The organism is Pontibacter saemangeumensis, from assembly GCF_039541895.1.
In the GTDB taxonomy this organism is placed as follows: Bacteria; Bacteroidota; Bacteroidia; order Cytophagales; family Hymenobacteraceae; genus Pontibacter; species Pontibacter saemangeumensis.
In genome coordinates this window covers 133790-150711 of the sequence record NZ_BAABHC010000002.1, presented here as the reverse complement: position 1 = coordinate 150711, position 16922 = coordinate 133790, and the positions used below count along the sequence as shown (strand labels likewise).

Sequence of the window (16922 nt, the reverse complement as noted above, 5' to 3'; positions counted from 1 at the left end):
CATCGCAGTCACTACCTTTTATCGGTTCGCAATAAAATCTCATAATAAACGGTGTCTGTTTTCTCTGCCTGCAAGGCGGCTACCGGAACCGCAGCCGCTTCTTCTGCCGGTAAAGTGATATAGGCCTGCAGCTGCTGGTTAATAGCGGGGCGGGCCATATCCAGCACAGGCTGCGGGTAGAGGCCGAGCCAGAGAATCATCACCACCATCGGAAGGGCTATGAGCATCTCCCGCGGGCTCAGGTCAGGCAGCGGGTGCTCTGCCGGGGCTGGCTCGAAAAACACTTTCTGCATGATGCGCAGCGAGTACGCCGTGGCCATGACCAGCCCGATGGTGGCGAAAACCGTGAGCCAGTTGTTCGCCTGCCAGGCGCCCACCAGCGTCAGGAACTCCGCTATAAAATTTCCCAGGCCCGGCAGGCCCAGCGAAGCCATCACGAAAATCATGGCGAACACGCCCAGCTTCGGCGCCTTCGACCAGAAGCCGCCCATCAGCTGAATGTCGCGGGTGTGCAGGCGCTCGTACAGCAGGCCGGCAATGATGAAGAGGGCTCCGGTGCTGAGGCCGTGCGCAATCATCTGCATCACCACGCCCTGCAGCGCCAGTTCGTTGAAGGCAAACACGCCGAGGATCACAAAGCCCATATGGCTTACGCTGGTGTAGGCCACCAGCCGTTTCAGATCCGTTTGGGAGTAGGCGAGGATGGCGCCATAGATAATCCCGATCACCCCCAGCAGCATGGCCCAGGGCGCAAACTCCACGGCCGCAGCCGGAAACAGCGGCAGCACGAAGCGCAGCAACCCATAAGCCCCTGTTTTGAGGAGCAGGCCGGCCAGGATGATACTCCCCGCTGTGGGGGCCTGGGAGTGGGCATCGGGTAGCCAGGAGTGGAACGGCACCACAGGCAGTTTCACCAGGAAAGCCGCCAGGAAACCGAACATCAGCAGCCGGCCTGTGCCCAACGCCAGGGGGGTGTCGAGCAGTTCGAAGTAATTGAACGTATAGGTGCCTGTCTGGCTGCCGTGGATAAAGAAGAGAGCGAGTATGGACAGCAGCATGAGCAAGCCGCTGGCCTGCGTGAAGATGAAGAACTTATAAGCGGCGTAGTTGCGGTTCTCGTGGCCCCAGATGCCGATCAGGAAGTACATCGGGATGAGCATCACCTCCCAGAAAAAGTAGAACAGGAACAGGTCGAGGGTGAGGAAAACCCCGGTGATGCCCGCCAGCACCCACAGCAGGTTGAAGTGGAAGAAGCCGGATTTGGTTTGGATCTCCCGCCACGAAACAAGCACCGCCAGCAGGCCCAGGAAGAATGTGAGGAGCAGCATAAGCAGGCTCATCCCATCCAGGGCCAGGATAAAGTTTACACCCCACTGCGGAATCCAGGGCAGGTTGAGCTGGATGAGCCAGGGAGAGGCACCCAAAGTGGCGGCTGGCGTACGCAGCCATATATAAACGACCAACACTAGGTCGAGGAGGACGGCTGCAAGGGAAATCCAGCGGGGCAGCACCGGGTGCCACTTTTTGGACAGCCAGGCCAGCAGTCCGCCAGCCATCAGGATCACGATCAGCCAGACAAGTATCATAGGAGTAGACTTATGGTGAGAATCATAATGGCACCGACCACAACGCCCAGCACGTAGTGGCGCAGCACACCGTTTTGCGTGGCCGAAAACATCTCATGGAAACCTTCTGCCATGCGGGCAAGGCCCGTGTAGAAACTGTCGATAATGTCGCGCTTGTTGAGGTTGGAGAGGAACACATAGGGCCGCACCAGCAGCGCATCATACAGCGCATCGAAGCCCCAGCCCGAGTGCCAGAACCGGTGCAGGGCCATGGCAGTGTCAGAGCGGTCCAGGCTTTGCAGCAGCGAGGGGCGTTTCAGGTAGAAGAGATAAGCGACATAAACCCCGGCAAGCGACACCACGGCGGCCAGCACCTGAAACACCCACTCGTTTGCCGCCATCAGCTCGTTTGCCATAATGCCGGGCAGCACCGGCGCCATCAGATCCGAGAACAGCACCACATGCGCGAAGTTGTGCGGCAGCTCAATAAACCCGCCCACCAAAGAGAGCACGGCGAGTATGATCAAAGGAATGGTGATGACTTTACCCGGTGGATGCGCGACATGCGTCTTGCTCTCGCCGTAGAACGTCATGAACACCATCCGGAAGGTATAGATGGAAGTGATGAAAGCCCCGATAAGCCCGGCCATATATAACCAGATGCTGCCAACAGGCCCAGCCAGGGTATACCACAATATTTGGTCTTTGCTGTAGAAACCGGCGGTGATGATGGGCAGCGCCGCCAGCGAGGCCGCCCCGATCAGGAAAGTCCAGTACACCACCGGCATGCTGTGGCGCAGGCCGCCCATCTTTCGCATGTCCTGCTCGTGGTGCAGCGCCAGGATGATAGCCCCGGCACACAGGAACAGCAGCGCCTTGAAAAAGGCATGAATCATGAAGTGGAAAATACCCGCCGACCAGGCGCCCACGCCTAAAGCCAGAAACATATAGCCGATCTGACTGATAGTAGAATAGGCGAGCACCCGTTTCAGGTCGTATTGCGTGAGGGCGGAGAAACCGGCAATCAGCAAGGTGACTGCCCCGATCACTGCCACCGCCAATTGCGCCACTGGGGCCAGGTCGAAGATGACGTACATCCGTGCGATCAGGTATACCCCGGCGGTTACCATCGTGGCCGCGTGTATGAGCGCTGATACGGGCGTGGGGCCCGCCATGGCATCGGGTAGCCAGGTCTGCAGCGGCAACTGGCCTGATTTTCCAACGGCGCCGCCCAGCAGCAGCAGGGCCACGATCACCGCCATCTGCGAGCCCACCGCCCAGGTATCAGGCGCCTCAGTGAGGATGGTTTGAATGTGGAGCGTGCCGAAAGCCTGGAACAGCATGAAAAGCCCGATCGCCATGGCCGTGTCCCCGACACGCGTGATAATGAATGCTTTGCGGGCGGCGTAGCCGTTGGCCGGCTCCTTGTACCAGAAGCCGATGAGCAGGTAACTGCACAAACCCACGCCTTCCCATCCCAGGTATAAGAGCAGCAGATTATCAGCCATCACCAGCATCAGCATCGAACCCACGAAAAGATTCATGCAGGCAAAGAAACGGGAGAAATCCGCATCCTCGGCCATATAGGCGGTGGAGTAGATATGGATGAGAAAGCCGACGAAGGTGATGACGAAAACGAACACCATCGAAAGCGCGTCCAGGTGAAACGCGATGGAAGGGTTGAATCCTGCCACAAGAAACCACTGCCACACTTCCTGGTGGTAAAAAGCCGGCCTCTCAGAGAGAAACTCGATCCCTAAAAGAATGGTGATGAGCGCAGCAATGCCGACGCTCCCCACCCCAAGCACCCCCACCAGCGTGCGCGACAGCCTGTTGCCGAAAAGTATCAGCAGCAGCGCCCCTAAAAAAGGCAATGCGGGAATTAACCAGAGTAAGTTTTCCATAATCCTATCCTTTCATAACATTGGCTGCGTCGCTGTTGAGCGTTTTGAGTTGGTGGTATATCTGGAGAATGAGCGCCAGGCCAACGGACACTTCGGCGGCGGCCATGGTGAGGATGAAAATGAACATGATCTGCCCGTCGGGCTGCACCCAGCGCGTGCCCGCCACGATAAAAGCCAGCCCCGCCGCGTTCAGCATGATCTCCACCGATATGAGCATGAAGATGATATTGCGCCGGATCAGCACGCTGATCAACCCGAGCATAAAAAGTATGCCTGCCAGCAGGAGGGCGGCTTCCATATAGGCGGTACTCATGCGGCGGAGCTCCTTTCCTGTAAAAACCGGTGAATAACCTTTTTCTTCTGCCTGCCCAGGTGATACGCTCCCACGATGCCCGCCATCAGCAGGATGCCGCTTAGCTGCACCCCCAGCACATATGGGCCGAACAAGGCCAGCCCCACCACCTTCGCATCCACGGCCACCAGCGCCTCGGTCTGAACAGGGTCAGCAGCGGTTATGATATAGACCAGCTCGGCCAGCAGCACCGCCGATAGGATGGCAGGACCCACCCATACTGAGGGCTGCAGCCATTCCTTCTCCCGCTGCACATCCTCTCGGGTCAGGTTCAGCATCATGATCACAAAGATGATGAGCACCACAATCGCCCCGGCATATATGATCACCTCGAGCGCCGCCATAAAGGGAGCCCCCAGCGTGAAGAAAACGACAGCCACGGCCAGAAAAGACACGACAAGGTAGAGCAGGGCGTGAATCATGTTGTAGCGCGTGATCACCATGATGGTGGAAAGAATGGCGACCGCTGCGGCTATATAGAAAGTCAGTTCCATGGTTTTAGGGGATTAAACTTTTGATGTCTACCGGAGGGGCTTCGTTTTCGGCCTCGCCTTTTCCTTTTCCGCCGATGGCCATCCCGGCTACTTTGTAGTAGTTATAGCCCGGGTACTTGCCTTCGCTGTTGATGAGCAGGTCCTTTTTCTCATATACCAGGTTCTGCCGGTTGTACTCGCCCATCTCGAAGTCAGGGGTGAGCTGGATGGCGTAGGTGGGGCAGGCCTCTTCGCAGTAGCCGCAGAAGATGCAGCGCGAGAAATTGATGCGGAAAAAGTCAGGGTACCGGCGGCCGGTCTCGTCTTCGGTGGCCTGCAAAGAGATGCAGTCCACGGGGCAGGCGGCGGCGCAGAGGTTACAGGCCACGCAGCGCTCGCCACCGTCCGGGTCACGCGTCAGCACAATGCGGCCCCGCCACCGCGGTGCGAGTCTTACCTTCTCCTCGGGGTACTGGATCGTTTCGCGCTTATGGAACGCATGCAGAAACGTGAGCCACATACTGCGCAACAAACTAAACATAGCTGCTCCTTTCGTTTTAGAGTTTGAAGACGCTCACAGTTCTTGAAGATGCTGTGAGGTCGGGTAATGCTTTTGCTTTTGGCTGTGCTGGGTCAAACCACCCCTAACCCCTCCTTGTCCTTTTCGAGGGCCTCTACCTCCAGGAGGGGATTTTTTATTACTCCTTCTCCTGAACAGTTTTGTAGCACGAGCCTTTAAAATTTTATATATGATTTATATATGATTTCGTAACTATAATGTCGCTCACTATAATGATTGACTTATATAGCAGTAATTCCGACTCACCTCCTTGGACAAGGAGGGGCAGGGGTGGTTGGAATTCTTACTCATCAGTCATAGCTCTCGCTTTAAATCATAGTCTTCATTTCCAAATCTTCTCATATCCAAATTCAACCATCATCCTTCATTCAGCCACAGCACCACCGCAGCCGTCACCATCAGGTTCACCAGCGTGAGGGGCAGCAGGACTTTCCAGCCGTACTCCATCAACTGATCATACCGCGGGCGCGGCATGGAGGCGCGCAGCAGGATAAAGACACAGAGGAAGAAAAGCGTTTTCAGGATGAACCAAACCACAGGCGGCAGGAATTCCGGGCCGAGCCAGCCGCCAAAGTACAGCGTGACCAGCATACAGGAGATGAGCGTGATGCCCATATACTCGCCTATGAAGAACATCCCGAACTTCATGCCCGAGTACTCTGAGTGGAAACCCGCGACAAGCTCACTCTCGGCCTCCGGTATGTCAAATGGCAGGCGGTGTGTTTCGGCGATGCCGGCGATAAAAAAGATCATAAACCCGATGAACTGCGGGATGATGAACCACAGCCCCCGCTGCGCTTCCACGATCTCCCGCAGGTTAAAGGAGCCGCTCAGGAGCACCACGCCCATCAACGCCAGTCCCATAAACACCTCGTAGGATATCATCTGCGCCGCGCCGCGCATGGCCCCCAGCAGGCTGTACTTGTTGTTGGATGCCCACCCGCCCAGGATCACGCTGTAAGCACCCATCGAAGACATCGCCAGGAAGAACAGCAAGCCAATGTTCAGGTCCGCCACGATAATGCCCGGGGCGAAAGGGATCACAACAAAGCTCATCAACACGGTGACCACCACAATGGCAGGAGCCAGCACAAACACGGGCTTATCCGCAAACGGCGGTATCCAATCCTCCTTGAAAAAAAGCTTGAGCGAATCGGCTGCTACAATGAACAAGCCAAATGGCCCCGCCCGGTTTGGTCCGTACCGGTCCTGAAAAAGGGCCAGCAAGCGCCGCTCCACCCATATGAGCAAAGCCGCCACGTTGAGCATGACGAACAACACGCCGCCGATGATCAGAAAGTAGTTTGGGGCTGCTTCTTCCATGTTATATCTCTGTTTAGGTTGGCCCAGGCAGGCAAATCGGCAAATTGAACGCCGGGTAAGCCGAGCGGCAAACCGGCTGTGCCGCTGGGTACGCTGCGGCTCGTGGTCAGGGGCAGCTGGTAAACATGCCCTTCTATGGAAAAGCTCAGCAGCTGCCCCTCTTCCAGCTTCATCCGCAGTGCATCGCCCGCATTAACAGCGACATAAGGGCCCGGAATACGCTCCCTCACTGAGGGCGAGTGACTGCTGAGCTCTTCGGACCCAAAAGTGTGATGCAACGGCAGCATGAACAGGTGCCCTTCCAGCGGGACAAACTTCGGCGGCACGGCCGTCGAGAAATGCGTTGTGCTGTCGGGTGCGATCAGGCGTACCCCGGGGTCGCCGCCCTTCAGGTGGCCACCCACTTCCTGCTGGTACTTGTTCGTTGCCTGCACGGAGTTCCAGCCCGGGGCCCAGAAAAATGGGATCGCGGCTGATGGGGGCTGTCCGCGGTAGCCTTCCATAGTGTAGGAGAGGGGGGAATCAGGGTCTTCGGAAGGCTTTGGCTCGCTCACATGAACATTAGCGACTATTGCGGTGCGGCCGCTGAAGCGGTGCGGTGCCCGCGGGATTTTTTGCCCGGTAATACGGAACTCTGAGGACGGCGCGACTTTCCCAATGCCCTTCAGCTCCGGGGTTTCTTTTGCTATGGCCTTTACGATATCGTCGTAGCCATGCCAGTTGCTGATTTGCTCCTCTGCCATAATGGTACCCAGCTCGGCCAGCCAATGCCAGCTCTCCTGTATCTCCTCTTGTGTGGGGTGCACCTGGAAAAAGCGCTGTGCCCGCCCCTCGTTGTTGACGAGCGTGCCATCGGCTTCGGAAAAGGGGGCGGCCGGGAAAAGTATATCCGCTTTTTCGGTGGTGGCGTTGTGCAGGTGGTCCAGTACGATGACCTGCTTGCAGCTGTCCAGGAACTGGTTAACCGCTCCGGCGCCTGCCAGGCGGTAGAGGTCGTTCTCCAGGATAATGACAGTGTCGGCATAACCGTTGAGTACCGCCTCAAAAGCTGATTCCAGTTTGTGCCCCCCGAGCAGGGCCAGGCCCATGCTGTTGCACTCCGGTACCACCAGGCTTATCCCGGCGGCCTTTTCCCGTGCGCATAAGGCATTGGCGATGTTGGCGGCGGCCTTCAACACACGGTCGCTGCCGGAGGATGCCCCGGAGATGATCAAAGGGTTGTTGGCGGCCATCAGGCTGTCAGCTATCTGCTGTGCGAGCGCCAGGTCCTCCGCCGTCATCCCCCTCACCTCCGGAGACTCCGGATGGATCAGATTGGCGACCGCGAAACCTAAGCGGCTGATGGCCTCAGGTGTGTCTAAGAAGGTCTGCGTGGCTAGTTCATCGAGTTTGGTGGGGGTGTAGTGGGCGATATATAGCGGCCCCTTTTCCGTTTGCACGAGTTCGCGCACGGCTGCATCCTGCCACACCGGGATATTAGCCGTGGAGACCTGCTCCAGCAGGGGCTGCTGCCTTACCGACTGCCGCACGGCGAGCGCCAGCATCGGCGCGGTGTTAGTCAGGTCCTCCCCCAGTATAAACACGGCATCCGCTTTCTCCACTTCCCGCAGGGAGGGCGTTCGTGCGGACCCGTGGCGCAGGATACTCAGGGCCATATCCACCATGATATGGTCTGTGTCCGATACGCCGTGATGGAAATTATCTTCGCCCACCAGCTTCTTGAGTACGTAGTTCGACTCCAGGGAAGCGCGTGGTGAACCGATCCCGATGGCCCGGCCGACCTTTATGACAGATGCCGCAGTTTTAAGGGCAGTATATTTATCGGTGGCTTCAGGCAGTTGGCTGCGCACAAGCGGCTTGCGCACCCGGCCGGCGCTGTTCAAAAATTCATACCCAAAGCGGCCGCGGTCGCACAGGAAGTAGCCGTTCACCTCGCCGTTGTAGCGGTTGGTGATGCTCCGGATGGTGCCGTAGCGTTCGCCTGCGGTGGTGTTGCAGCCGAGGCTGCAGTGGTGGCACACGGAGGGGGCCATGGTCAGGTCCCATTTACGGGTATAATGCTGCTTCAGGGTTTTATCCGTAAAAACACCGGTGGGGCAGACCTCCGCCAGATTGCCGCTGAACTCACTCTCCAGCACGCCATCCTCGGCCCGGCCAAAGTATAAATGATTGTGGGCGGCGAAAACGTCAAGGTCCTTTCCCCCGGCATAATCCTTATAGTAGCGCACACAGCGGTAGCACTGGATGCAGCGGTTCATCTCGTGGTTGAGGAACGGGCCGAGGTACTGGTTTATATAGGTGCGTTTGTCGAAGCGGTATTCCCGGTAGTTGTGACCCGTCATCACGGTCATGTCCTGCAGATGGCACGCGCCACCCTCATCGCAGACGGCGCAGTCGTGGGGGTGGTTTGTCATGAGCCAGCCGATGACGTGGGCACGGAATTCCTTCGCCTCCAGGTCAGCAATGGAGATGCGCATCCCCTCGCGCACCTGCTCCATGCACGACATGAAGAGCTTGCCTTTGGTGTCGTTTTCGTCTCTATATACTTTCACGGCGCACTGGCGGCAGGCGCCGATGGAGCCCATGGCAGGGTGCCAGCAGAAGTAGGGCAGATCCTTGCCGAGGGTGAGGCAGGCTTCGAGCAGGTTCTTGCCTGCTTTCACTTCGTAGGGTGTGTTATCTATATAGATGGTTGCCATGCTTTGCTCTTGCTCCAGGGACAGTGGTGTTCGTGAATGTGCCGTTCAAAATCCTCTCTGAAGTATTTCAGAGCGCTCTGCAGAGGTTCCATGGCGCCGGGTGCCAACGCGCAAAAGGTGTTGCCGGGGCCCAGGTATTTGGTATGAAAATCGAGTGTGAGGAGGTGTTCAGGCTTGCCTTCGCCGCTGTCCAGGGCAAGCAGTATTTTCTCCACCCAGGGAAGGCCCTCGCGGCATGGCGTGCAAAAACCGCACGATTCCTGCGCGAAGAAGTGCTGCAGGTTGTGCACGAAGCCAACCGGACAGGTCTGGTCATCGAGGATGATCATGGTGCCTGTGCCCATCCGGCTGCCCGCCGCCTGTATGGAGCCGAAGTCCATGGGTACGTCGAGGTGCTCCTCCACCAGGAAATCGGTGGAGGCCCCGCCGGGAAGGAGGCCTTTGAAAAGGTAGCCGTCCTGCATACCGCCTGCATAGTCTTCCAGTAGTTCACGAATGGTGACGCCCATCGGAAGTTCCCAGCACCCGGGCGTTTTCACGCGGCCGCTCACGCCATATAGCTTGGTGCCTGCATCAGGGCTTTTGCTCAGGCCTTTGTACCATTCCACGCCGTTGTTCACGATGTGGGGCAGGTTGCAAAGCGTCTCCACGTTGTTGACAATGGTGGGCTTGCCGAACAAACCGCTTACCTGCGGAAAAGGGGGCTTGGCTCTTGGGTTGGCGCGCTTGCCTTCAAGGGCGTTCAGTAAGGCTGTTTCCTCTCCGCACATGTAGCGACCCACACCCGTGTGCAGGTGCATCTCCAGGTTAAAGCCGGAGCCCAGAATATCCTTGCCTAAATACCCAGCTTCATGTGCCTCGTAGATGGCCTGGGAGATCTCTTTCGCGGCCAGCTTATATGCCCATCTCAGAAAAACGTAGGAGATGCTGGCCTGTATAGCATAGGATGCCACAATCATACCTTCGATGAGCTGGTGCGGGTTCCCCTCCAGCAGCACGCGGTCCTTGAAAGTGCCGGGTTCCATCTCGTCGGCGTTGGCCACGAGATACTTGGGCAATGCCGCATCCGGGCCCATGGGTACGAAGCTCCACTTCAGGCCGGTGTTGAAACCAGCCCCGCCGCGGCCTTTTAGGTTTGAGTCTTTCACCAGCGCCTGCACCTCTGTTGGTGTCATCTTCAGTGCTTTGCGCACAGACTGGTAGCCGCCCACTTTCTCGTATTCTTTCAGGTTGAGCGGCTTGCGGCCCGGTACAATGTGTTGGGTAAGCGGCTTCTCCATAGGCCCGCTTTGGTTTTAGGTATACTTGTTCAGTATCTCATCCAGTTGTTCCACCGTCAGGTTACGGTACAGGTCGTTGTCAATCATCAGGGCGGGGGCACAGTCGCAGGTGCCGAGGCAGCAGTTGGGGAGCAGGGTGAAACGGCCATCTGCTGTGGTCTGGCCGTATTTTATGCCAAGCTTATGATATAGCTGGTCGCGAATATTTTCATAGCCCATCACATAGCAGCTGATGCTATCACAGAGCAGAATCACATGCCTGCCCACCGGTCTCCGGAAGATCAGGTTGTAGAACGTCGCCACGCTATCCAACTCTGCCGTTGACATGCCCACATACTCCGCCACATCCCGCAGGCGCTCATCCGACACCCAGCCATGGCTTTGCTGCACGACCTTCAGGGCCTCAATGCAGGCATTTTTGGGTGACGGCACCAAGCTTATTTCATGGTCTATCCGGTGTTTTTCCTCTGCAGTCAGCATATCTATATAAGCCAAGTAATAAGAAATTTGGTGTTCATTTTGTGCTCCTGCTGGCCCAGGCTACTATCCCGAACCAGCGGAGACTTTTATTTTTAGCATTCCTTATCAAATTCACCTGTCTACATCCGCCAGTACATAATCCATGGCCCCCAGGATGGAGAGTAAATCTGCCACCGTATAGCCTTTGCTGATGTAGGGGAGCATCTGCATGTGCGGGAAGGAGGGCGTGCGGATGCGCAGCCGGTAGGGTGATGTGTTCCCGTCGCTCGTCAGGTAGTAGCTGTTGGCACCCTTGGTTGCCTCAATGCAACTCATGGCCTCGCCTGCCGGCATTACCGGACCCCAGCTCACACCTAAAAAGTGCGTGATCAGCGTTTCTATGTCGTGCATGGTTTGCTTCTTGATGGGAGGCGTAGTGAGCGGGTGATCTGCTTTGTAGGGTCCCTCGGGCATGTTCTTCATGCACTGCTCGATAATGCGCAAGCTCTGCCGCATCTCCGCCACGCGGACCAGGGCGCGGTCGTAGCAATCCCCGTTGGCGGCGGTGGGCACCTCAAAATCGAACATTTCATAACCGGAGTAGGGCTGCTTTTTCCGGAAGTCCCATGCATAGCCGCAGGCGCGGAGGTTTGGCCCGGTTACGCCCCATTCCATGGCTTCTTCGGTGGTGAAAATCCCGATGCCTTTGGTGCGCGCTTTGAACAGGCTGTTTCGCAGCACCATGTTGTCGTACTCCTTCAGGCGTTTCGGGAAGTAGTCGATGAAGCGCTGCACCAGGGTTTCCCAGCCTTTTGGGAGGTCCTGCGCCACCCCGCCGATGCGGAACCAGTTAGGGTGCATGCGCCCACCGGTTATGGCCTCGATAATGTCAAATATCTTTTCGCGGTCTGAGAACATATAAAAGACCGGGGAAAGCTGCCCGACGTCCTGCGCAAAAGTGCCGTACCACACCAGGTGGCTGGCGATGCGGAAAAGCTCGCAGAGCATCACCCGGATTACTTTTACCCGGTCCGGCACCTGGATCCCGGCCAACTTCTCGACGGCGAGCAGGTATGCCAGGTTGTTCATTACGCCGCCGAGGTAGTCCACACGGTCGGTGTAGGGGAGGTAGGTGTGCCACGACTGGCGCTCGGCCATTTTCTCCTGCCCGCGGTGGTGGAAACCGATATCCGGTATGGCGTCCACAATGTCCTCGCCATCCAGTTGCAGCACAATGCGCAACACCCCGTGCGTGCCCGGGTGCTGCGGGCCGATGTTCAGAAACATAAAGTCGCTGTCTTCGCTCTGGCGCTGCAGGCCCCACTCTTCCGGCTTGAACTGCAAGGCCGCCTGCTCCAAATCGATCTTATCATCATATAGCGCAAAAGGACCCATTTCGGTGGCACGTGCAGGGTGTTCCTTGCGCAGCGGGTGCCCCACCCACGTGCGCGGCATCAGGATGCGGTACAGGTGCGGGTGCCCTTCGAAGCGGATGCCGAACATGTCATATACCTCGCGCTCATACCAGTTGGCGTTCGCCCAAAGGCTGCTGATGCTCGGCACTGTCGGGAACTCGTCGCGGTAACCGATTTTAAAGCGGATAAAGCTGTTGCGCTCAAAAGAGAAAAGGTGGTATATGATGGTGAACGCGTAGGGGATATGGCCGTTGTCCCTTTTGCGGGTCCGCTCATCCACGGCCGTAAGGTCGTAGAGCAGGGGGAAAGGCCGGGAGACCTCTTTTTTCAGGTAGGTCAGCACCTCCTTGATCTTGTCATGGGGCATCCAGAGGGTGAGAATCTCATCCTTTGTCATTTGGGGGGTAAAGGTGTCTGCCCCAAAACGTGACTGCAGTTGCTCTAAAATGTCACTTCCGTTTTCCATGATCGGAATTAGTAATGCCCGAAAAATGCTACCTCATGCTATGCTATGCTCAATTTGATTATATATGATAAGAAAGCTTATATTACTTTGACTTATTATATCAGCCCTGCACCCTTTAAGTTTATATATGGCCTGGAAGATACAACTGCTCCTGCCTTCTGAATCAGAAAAGCGGGCTTATGCTGCTGTATCCGGATCGATGCTGTTTGGCTTATATAAGCTGCTATATAATGAGTTCAGTCAATTTCAGTAAAGTGCTATATTTCATCAGGGGATCGGAAAACGGTCATGTTCGCGCGGGCTTCCTGCCTTCTTTCCCTCACATCGATTTTATCCGGCCGGATAACACCCTGCTCCCCTATGGTCCAGCTTAACGGCCTCTTTTCTTTGCCCACGGATTCAGAAAGCAGCAGCAGCCCTTCCATGAAGGCATCGGGGCGGGGCGGGCATCCGGGCACATACACATCCACCGGAAGGAATTTGTCCACACCCTGCACCACACTGTAAATATCGAACATGCCGCCCGAGTTTGCGCAGGATCCCATTGAGATGACCCAACGGGGCTCCATCATCTGCTCGTGCAGTCGCTTGATGATCGGGGCCATTTTGATGAAAACGGTGCCGGCGATGATCATCACGTCGGCCTCGCGCGGGGTGCCCCGTATCACTTCCGCCCCGAAACGGGCCAGGTCGTACTTGGGCGTCATGCTGGTGGCCATCTCCACAAAGCAGCAGGAGAGGCCGAAGTGGAAAGGCCACATGGAGTTCTTACGCCCCCAGGCCAGTAAATCCTGCATGGTGCTCAGAACAATGCTCTGCTGCACCGTCTCCTCGTAGGAACTGGTGCCACTTGTCGCGCGTGCAGGATCATCGGGTTTACTTAGCCACCACTTCATATCTTCCAGGTTTGGCTTGTCAAATTTCGCATCGCATTATTCTTGGTTCGGGTATGATCGTTCCATATAAGTGTGTTCTGGTATATAGCCGTTGCCAACATCTTGAATTCTTTTCTAAGCGGCCGGCTTCTGCGTCAGGCGTTTGTATGCCGCCAGAATCTTGTTGCCGTCGGGGCCAAAGTCCAGAGCGCCGTTCCGCCACTCATATACCAGCACCACCACCAGCATCAGCATAAATACCGCAACACCGGCATAGCCGTACCAGCCCAGTTCTCGAAAGGCGATGGCCCAGGATAGTATAAAGACGGTCTCCACATCAAAGATCACGAAGAGCATGGCGACCAGGTAAAACTGGGAAGAGAACCGCATCCGGGCTGAACCTGTGCTGAGGATTCCGCCTTCGTATGGCTCGCCTCTGGCACGGTCGTGGTGGCGCTGGCCAAGCACAAATGAGAGACCCAGTATAAGGCCCACTAGGCTCAGCACAATAGCGCCATATACCACCATGGGCCATAAAAGGGTCGTATTTTCTTCTGAAGCATACATATCCCGTTTCGCCTCCCCGCGAATAGCTGGTTTACAAAAGGAAAAGCCCACACATAGCTGTCCCTGTATATCTGCGTGCGTTCTGTCAGTGACCTGTGATGTAGTGCTCGAGGTTCTCGATGATAAACTTCTGCTCCTCGATTATATACTTCACGATGTCCCCGATAGAGATTAACCCAACAAGTTTGTTTTCTTCGATTACTGGTAAGTGGCGGATGTAGCCTTTGGTCATCAGCGACATGCATTCTTCCACCGTTGCATCTGGTGTTACGGTGGCTGGGTGTTCGCTCATAATGTCGCGGATAATCGCCTCTTTCGACGACTTCCCTTTCAGCATTACTTTCCGGGCGTAATCCCTTTCCGTGAATATGCCTGCGAACTTCCCGTTTTCCATCACCAAAAGGGAGCCAACGTCCCTTTCTACCATTAGTTCGAGTGCGCTATAGACGGTGGAGTTAGGATCTATAGAAAATACGCTGTTGCCTTTTTTCTGTAGAATGTGCCTGACTGTACCCATACGGCCTCCCTTTTCTAAGATGAGTTTCCTGAATTTTCCTGATAATGTTTCTTATACGGTACTGAATTGAAATAAGTATACTAATTATTAATAAAATAAATATTTATTATTATAATTATTCGATGTAGCCAAGAAAATCTTGTTTTCCGGACTTCAGGAGGGGGTTTTACGGTAACGCACTGGTTCTGAAGCAACACGCATTCGCTGCAGAGAGACGGGAATAATTGATAATATGCCCACCTGCACAGTATGTTTTTTACTATATCCATATATAATTGCGCCTGTCATGATTTAGAAAAAGGTTTAGTCCAAATCATCAGTCTGCGGCAGGAGACGTTTTCAGGAATTTGCGCAGTGCCTGCTACCCACCATTGATATCAGTCCTGGCACAAACATGAACGGTTTCCCATAGGCTTGCCAGCAAAGCGATGCCCAACATATGGAAAACAGGGAATGTAGTTAAAGTCAGCCTTCCTGAAGATAATGCAAGTGATAGGAGAGTTACATAGTATTCCTACATAAAATGGGGTGCATTTAAAAAGTGAAAGTTAGTTACCGTACAAGAGTTTCAGGATATAGGACTGGGTCTATTGATACTGTCCTCTGCCAGATACCAGAGCATGGAAGGCAGCACTGCGTAATTTGATGAGTTATAGAAACAGGAACAGAATGGTAGGTGAAACTTTAATGCGAAACACAAAAAAGTTTGGTTTCATGAAATAAATAATTACCTTTCAATCGCAGTGATTATGATTGACTACTCACTATCGTGTTATAGAGACAGTCGCTGCCTGAAATAGAAAGATTTTTTTTATCCTTACATGCAATCGATTCCAGTGTTGTTCGTATTGTAGGACTTCAGCAGGATCATGTCATATAAGAAGCACAGCGCCTGCAGTTTGCTAATGATTCATACTACAGTTTCAAAATACCACGCGTGCAATAACGCGTGCAATAAATCATAACTAAAAGTTCAAATACCAACTAACCGATATATAAAATGAAAAGAAGCCATCTTTCTCTTTTGCTGATGCCGTTCCTTCTCTCCGGCCTACAGTACGGATGCACCCAAAAGAGTAGCGATACTGTGCTTAATACACAAACCGTTGAGAGTGCCGACGCGACAGCGGAGAGTGGTTGGACAGACTTGTTTAATGGCAAGGACCTGACGGGCTGGAACCAGGTAAACGGGAAGGCAAACTACAGGGTAGAGGATGGGGCCGTGGTGGGCACAACCATCATGGACTCACCCAACAGCTTCCTGGCTACCGATAAGGAGTATGGGGATTATATCCTGGAGTTCGAGGTGATGCTGGACAACGACATCAACAGCGGGGTGCAGTTTCGGAGCATTTCCGACCCGGCCGTGATGGATGGCCGGGTGCATGGTTACCAGTTCGAATTGGACCCCTCCGACAGGAAATGGACCGGTGGTATATATGATGAGGCGCGACGCGGCTGGCTTTACCCACTTTCGTTGAACCCTGCTGCCCAGTCGGCCTTCAAAAAAGGAGAGTGGAACAAGGCCAGAATCGAAGCCATCGGCGACAAAATCAAAACCTGGATCAACGATGTGCCTGTGGCATCGGTCGTGGATAACCTGACGCCGAAGGGACTCATTGCCCTGCAGGTGCATTCTATCGGCGAGGCAGAAGACGCGGGCAAGGAAATCAGGTGGCGCAACATCCGCATCAAAACAGATAACCTGAGCCATCGCGAAGGGCATGATGCCTTTGTGGTGAACCTGGTGCCGAACACCCTGACCGAGCAGGAGAAAGCGCAGGGCTGGAGCATGCTATGGGATGGCAAGACCACCGAAGGCTGGAGAGGCGCCTACAAAGACAAGTTCCCGGAAGGCGGCTGGAGAATTCAGGACGGAGAGCTGCAGGTGCTGGAGTCCGGCGGCGGCGAATCGGTGAACGGCGGCGATATCGTGACGGAGAAGGAGTACGATGCCTTCGACCTGCAACTCCAGTTCAAGCTGACGGAAGGCGCCAACAGCGGCATCAAGTACTTTGTGACAGAGAAAGAGAAGGTAAACAACGCATCTGCCATCGGCCTGGAGTACCAGCTGCTGGACGACGAGAAACACCCGGATGCGAAAATGGGGCGTGACGGAAACCGCACACTCGGCTCGTTGTATGACCTCAAGACCTCTGAGAAGAATCCACGCTTCCTGAAGCCCATCGGCGAGTGGAACCAGGCACGCCTGATCGTGAAGCCGGATAATACGGTAGAACATTGGCTGAATGGCATTAAAGTGCTGGAGTACAAGCGCGGCTCTGAAGAATTCCGCGACCTGGTGGCGAAAAGCAAGTACAAGGTATGGCCAAACTTTGGGGAGGCAGAAAAAGGACACATACTCCTGCAGGACCACGGCAACGAGGTCGCCTTCAGAAGCATTAAAATAAAGGAGCTATAGGCCGTGAACGGCAGCAGGTTTCCAG

The 16922-nt window shown here is 55.2% G+C and carries 14 protein-coding genes; 1 reads left to right on the top strand and 13 read right to left on the bottom strand.

What is annotated here, in order from left to right:
* Positions 1 to 11: 11 nt before the first annotated feature.
* The 13 genes from nuoM to ABD920_RS02180 form a co-directional block, all read right to left on the bottom strand.
* Positions 12 to 1586, bottom strand: coding sequence for an NADH-quinone oxidoreductase subunit M (gene nuoM / locus ABD920_RS02240; RefSeq protein ID WP_345156517.1), 1575 nt, complete (start codon positions 1584 to 1586; stop codon positions 12 to 14).
* Positions 1583 to 3469, bottom strand: a complete 1887-nt coding sequence (gene nuoL, locus ABD920_RS02235) for an NADH-quinone oxidoreductase subunit L (protein WP_345156516.1) — start codon at positions 3467 to 3469, stop codon at positions 1583 to 1585. The genes nuoM and nuoL overlap by 4 nt, the downstream gene beginning before the upstream one ends.
* A 4-nt stretch (positions 3470 to 3473) precedes the next feature.
* A complete protein-coding gene (gene nuoK, locus ABD920_RS02230) occupies positions 3474 to 3782 on the bottom strand; it encodes an NADH-quinone oxidoreductase subunit NuoK (RefSeq protein WP_345156515.1) in 309 nt (102 codons plus the stop codon).
* Positions 3779 to 4315, bottom strand: a complete 537-nt coding sequence (gene nuoJ, locus ABD920_RS02225; RefSeq protein WP_345156514.1) for an NADH-quinone oxidoreductase subunit J — start codon at positions 4313 to 4315, stop codon at positions 3779 to 3781. The genes nuoK and nuoJ overlap by 4 nt, the downstream gene beginning before the upstream one ends.
* A gap of 4 nt (positions 4316 to 4319) precedes the next feature.
* Positions 4320 to 4835, bottom strand: a complete 516-nt coding sequence (gene nuoI, locus ABD920_RS02220) for an NADH-quinone oxidoreductase subunit NuoI (protein ID WP_345156513.1) — start codon at positions 4833 to 4835, stop codon at positions 4320 to 4322.
* 396 nt (positions 4836 to 5231) lie between these two features.
* On the bottom strand, positions 5232 to 6197 hold the full coding sequence (nuoH, locus tag ABD920_RS02215) for an NADH-quinone oxidoreductase subunit NuoH (RefSeq protein ID WP_345156512.1): 966 nt from the start codon (positions 6195 to 6197) through the stop codon (positions 5232 to 5234).
* Positions 6167 to 8896 carry an NADH-quinone oxidoreductase subunit NuoG gene (gene nuoG / locus ABD920_RS02210; RefSeq protein WP_345156511.1) on the bottom strand — a complete coding sequence of 910 codons (2730 nt, stop codon included), beginning with the start codon at positions 8894 to 8896 and terminating at the stop codon, positions 6167 to 6169. Before nuoG ends, nuoH begins: the two co-directional genes overlap by 31 nt.
* The gene (gene nuoF, locus ABD920_RS02205) at positions 8878 to 10176 is read right to left on the bottom strand and encodes an NADH-quinone oxidoreductase subunit NuoF (RefSeq protein ID WP_345156510.1); all 1299 of its coding nucleotides are present in this window, start codon (positions 10174 to 10176) and stop codon (positions 8878 to 8880) included. The genes nuoG and nuoF overlap by 19 nt, the downstream gene beginning before the upstream one ends.
* Before the next feature lie 15 nt (positions 10177 to 10191).
* Positions 10192 to 10656: an NADH-quinone oxidoreductase subunit NuoE gene (gene nuoE / locus ABD920_RS02200; protein ID WP_345156509.1), complete on the bottom strand. Its 465-nt coding sequence runs from the start codon at positions 10654 to 10656 to the stop codon at positions 10192 to 10194.
* 111 nt (positions 10657 to 10767) lie between these two features.
* Positions 10768 to 12516, bottom strand: coding sequence for an NADH-quinone oxidoreductase subunit C/D (gene nuoC, locus ABD920_RS02195; RefSeq protein WP_345156508.1), 1749 nt, complete (start codon positions 12514 to 12516; stop codon positions 10768 to 10770).
* A gap of 257 nt (positions 12517 to 12773) precedes the next feature.
* A complete protein-coding gene (locus ABD920_RS02190; protein WP_345156507.1) occupies positions 12774 to 13412 on the bottom strand; it encodes an NADH-quinone oxidoreductase subunit B in 639 nt (212 codons plus the stop codon).
* A 114-nt stretch (positions 13413 to 13526) separates the two neighbouring features.
* The gene (locus tag ABD920_RS02185; RefSeq protein ID WP_345156506.1) at positions 13527 to 13958 is read right to left on the bottom strand and encodes an NADH-quinone oxidoreductase subunit A; all 432 of its coding nucleotides are present in this window, start codon (positions 13956 to 13958) and stop codon (positions 13527 to 13529) included.
* 85 nt (positions 13959 to 14043) lie between these two features.
* The gene (locus tag ABD920_RS02180) at positions 14044 to 14475 is read right to left on the bottom strand and encodes a CBS domain-containing protein (RefSeq protein ID WP_345156505.1); all 432 of its coding nucleotides are present in this window, start codon (positions 14473 to 14475) and stop codon (positions 14044 to 14046) included.
* Positions 14476 to 15562: 1087 nt separating this feature from the next.
* On the opposite strand from ABD920_RS02180, the gene ABD920_RS02175 reads away from it, so the two are divergent.
* Positions 15563 to 16897 carry a 3-keto-disaccharide hydrolase gene (locus ABD920_RS02175; RefSeq protein ID WP_345156504.1) on the top strand — a complete coding sequence of 445 codons (1335 nt, stop codon included), beginning with the start codon at positions 15563 to 15565 and terminating at the stop codon, positions 16895 to 16897.
* The last annotated feature ends 25 nt before the right edge of the window (positions 16898 to 16922 follow it).

Excerpts from the sequence above, each read along its gene's own strand:
- nuoM (WP_345156517.1), bottom strand. The coding sequence starts at position 1,586 with ATGATACTTGTCTGGCTGATCGTGATCCTGATGGCTGGCGGACTGCTG.
- nuoL (WP_345156516.1), bottom strand. The coding sequence starts at position 3,469 with ATGGAAAACTTACTCTGGTTAATTCCCGCATTGCCTTTTTTAGGGGCG.
- nuoK (WP_345156515.1), bottom strand. The coding sequence starts at position 3,782 with ATGAGTACCGCCTATATGGAAGCCGCCCTCCTGCTGGCAGGCATACTT.
- nuoJ (WP_345156514.1), bottom strand. The coding sequence starts at position 4,315 with ATGGAACTGACTTTCTATATAGCCGCAGCGGTCGCCATTCTTTCCACC.
- nuoI (WP_345156513.1), bottom strand. The coding sequence starts at position 4,835 with ATGTTTAGTTTGTTGCGCAGTATGTGGCTCACGTTTCTGCATGCGTTC.
- nuoH (WP_345156512.1), bottom strand. The coding sequence starts at position 6,197 with ATGGAAGAAGCAGCCCCAAACTACTTTCTGATCATCGGCGGCGTGTTG.
- nuoG (WP_345156511.1), bottom strand. The coding sequence starts at position 8,896 with ATGGCAACCATCTATATAGATAACACACCCTACGAAGTGAAAGCAGGC.
- nuoF (WP_345156510.1), bottom strand. The coding sequence starts at position 10,176 with ATGGAGAAGCCGCTTACCCAACACATTGTACCGGGCCGCAAGCCGCTC.
- nuoE (WP_345156509.1), bottom strand. The coding sequence starts at position 10,656 with ATGCTGACTGCAGAGGAAAAACACCGGATAGACCATGAAATAAGCTTG.
- nuoC (WP_345156508.1), bottom strand. The coding sequence starts at position 12,516 with ATGGAAAACGGAAGTGACATTTTAGAGCAACTGCAGTCACGTTTTGGG.
- ABD920_RS02190 (WP_345156507.1), bottom strand. The coding sequence starts at position 13,412 with ATGAAGTGGTGGCTAAGTAAACCCGATGATCCTGCACGCGCGACAAGT.
- ABD920_RS02185 (WP_345156506.1), bottom strand. The coding sequence starts at position 13,958 with ATGTATGCTTCAGAAGAAAATACGACCCTTTTATGGCCCATGGTGGTA.
- ABD920_RS02180 (WP_345156505.1), bottom strand. The coding sequence starts at position 14,475 with ATGGGTACAGTCAGGCACATTCTACAGAAAAAAGGCAACAGCGTATTT.